Annotated in this window: 2 protein-coding genes; both read right to left on the bottom strand. The window is 72.9% G+C overall.

Going from position 1 to position 1,341, the window contains the following annotated elements; all coding sequences use genetic code 11:
- Positions 1-604 (bottom strand): PhoH family protein (locus MJD61_20105; protein MCG8557566.1); only part of this gene is annotated, 604 nt, incomplete at its 3' end.
- On the bottom strand, positions 601-1,341 hold a 741-nt coding region (locus MJD61_20100; protein MCG8557565.1), incomplete at its 5' end, for a radical SAM protein. The genes MJD61_20100 and MJD61_20105, both read right to left, overlap by 4 nt.

The raw sequence follows: 1,341 nt of genomic DNA, 5'->3' as shown, positions 1-1,341 counted from the left end.
GCCGCAGATAGGGGTCCACCTTGTCCCGCAGGTCGCCGGGCAGGAAGCCCAGGCGCTCGCCCGCCTCGACCGCCGGGCGCGACAGGATGATGCGGTCGACGTCGCCCTGCAGCAGGCGCGAGACCGCCACGGCGACCGCCAGATAGGTCTTGCCGGTGCCGGCCGGGCCGATGCCGAAGACCACGTTGTGGGCGGCGAGGGCGGCGAGATAGGCCATCTGGCCGGGCGAGCGCGGGGTGATGCGCCGCCGCCGGGTGTGGATCGTGAGGCCCTCGGAATGCACCGCGTCGACCGCCGCGTTGGCGGCCGCGCCCGGCTCGCTCAAGGCCATGCGCACCACGGCATCGACCTCGGCGTCGACCACCGGCAGGCCCTTCTTCAGGCGTGCATAGAGGGCGTCGAGGGCCAGCTTGGCGGCCTGGACCGCGTCCGGCGGTCCGGAGATCGCCAGGCGGTTGCCGCGCGACATGAGGGAGACCCCGAGCTGGCGCTCGATGCGCGCCAGGTGCTGGTCGTGCTCGCCGAACAGCAGCGGCAGCAGGCTGTTGTCGTCGAACTGCAGCAGGGTCGGCTCGCTCGCCTCGCTGGGAGGAACTTGGCTCACGCGCGGCCCTCCGCTTCGGCCCAGAGCGACGGTCCGGCAGCGACTGGCACCGGTCTCGGTTCGACTGTGTCCATATCGAGCCGGCCCGACAGGCTGTTGGGGCCGGCGCTTTCGATCTCCACCTCGACCAGGCGGCCGCGCCACTCGGCCGGCGCCGCCAGGTGGACGGCCTGCATGTAGGGGCTGCGCCCGACCTCTTGGCCCGGCAGGCGCCCGGCGCGCTCCAGCAGCACCGGCAGGCGCTGGCCGACGCTGGCGGCATTGAAGGCGGCCTGTTGGGCGTCGAGAAGCTGCTGCAGGGCGGCCAGGCGCTCGGCCTTCACGCCCTCCTCGACCTGCGGCAGCTCGGCCGCCGGGGTGCCCGGCCGCGGAGAATACTTGAAGGAATAGGCCTGGGCGAAGCCGACCTCGGTGACCAGCCGCAGGGTGGCGGCGAAGTCCTGGTCGCTTTCTCCCGGGAAGCCGACGATGAAGTCCGACGACAGGGCGAGGTCGGGCCGCGCCCGGCGCAGCCGCTCCACCAGGCGGAGATAGTCGTCCGCCGTGTGGCGCCGGTTCATCGCCGCCAGGATCCGGTCGGCGCCGGACTGCACCGGCAGGTGCAGGAAAGGCATGAGGGCCGGTACCTCGCCGTGGGCGGCGATCAGCTCGTCGTCCATGTCGAGCGGGTGGGAGGTGGTGTAGCGCAGGCGCTCCAGCCCCTCGATCTCCGCCAGCCGGCGGATCAGCCGGCCGAG

The organism is Pseudomonadota bacterium (assembly GCA_022361155.1).
Classification (GTDB): Bacteria; Myxococcota_A; Polyangia; order Polyangiales; family JAKSBK01; genus JAKSBK01.
This window is presented reverse-complemented; position numbering and strand designations above follow the sequence as displayed.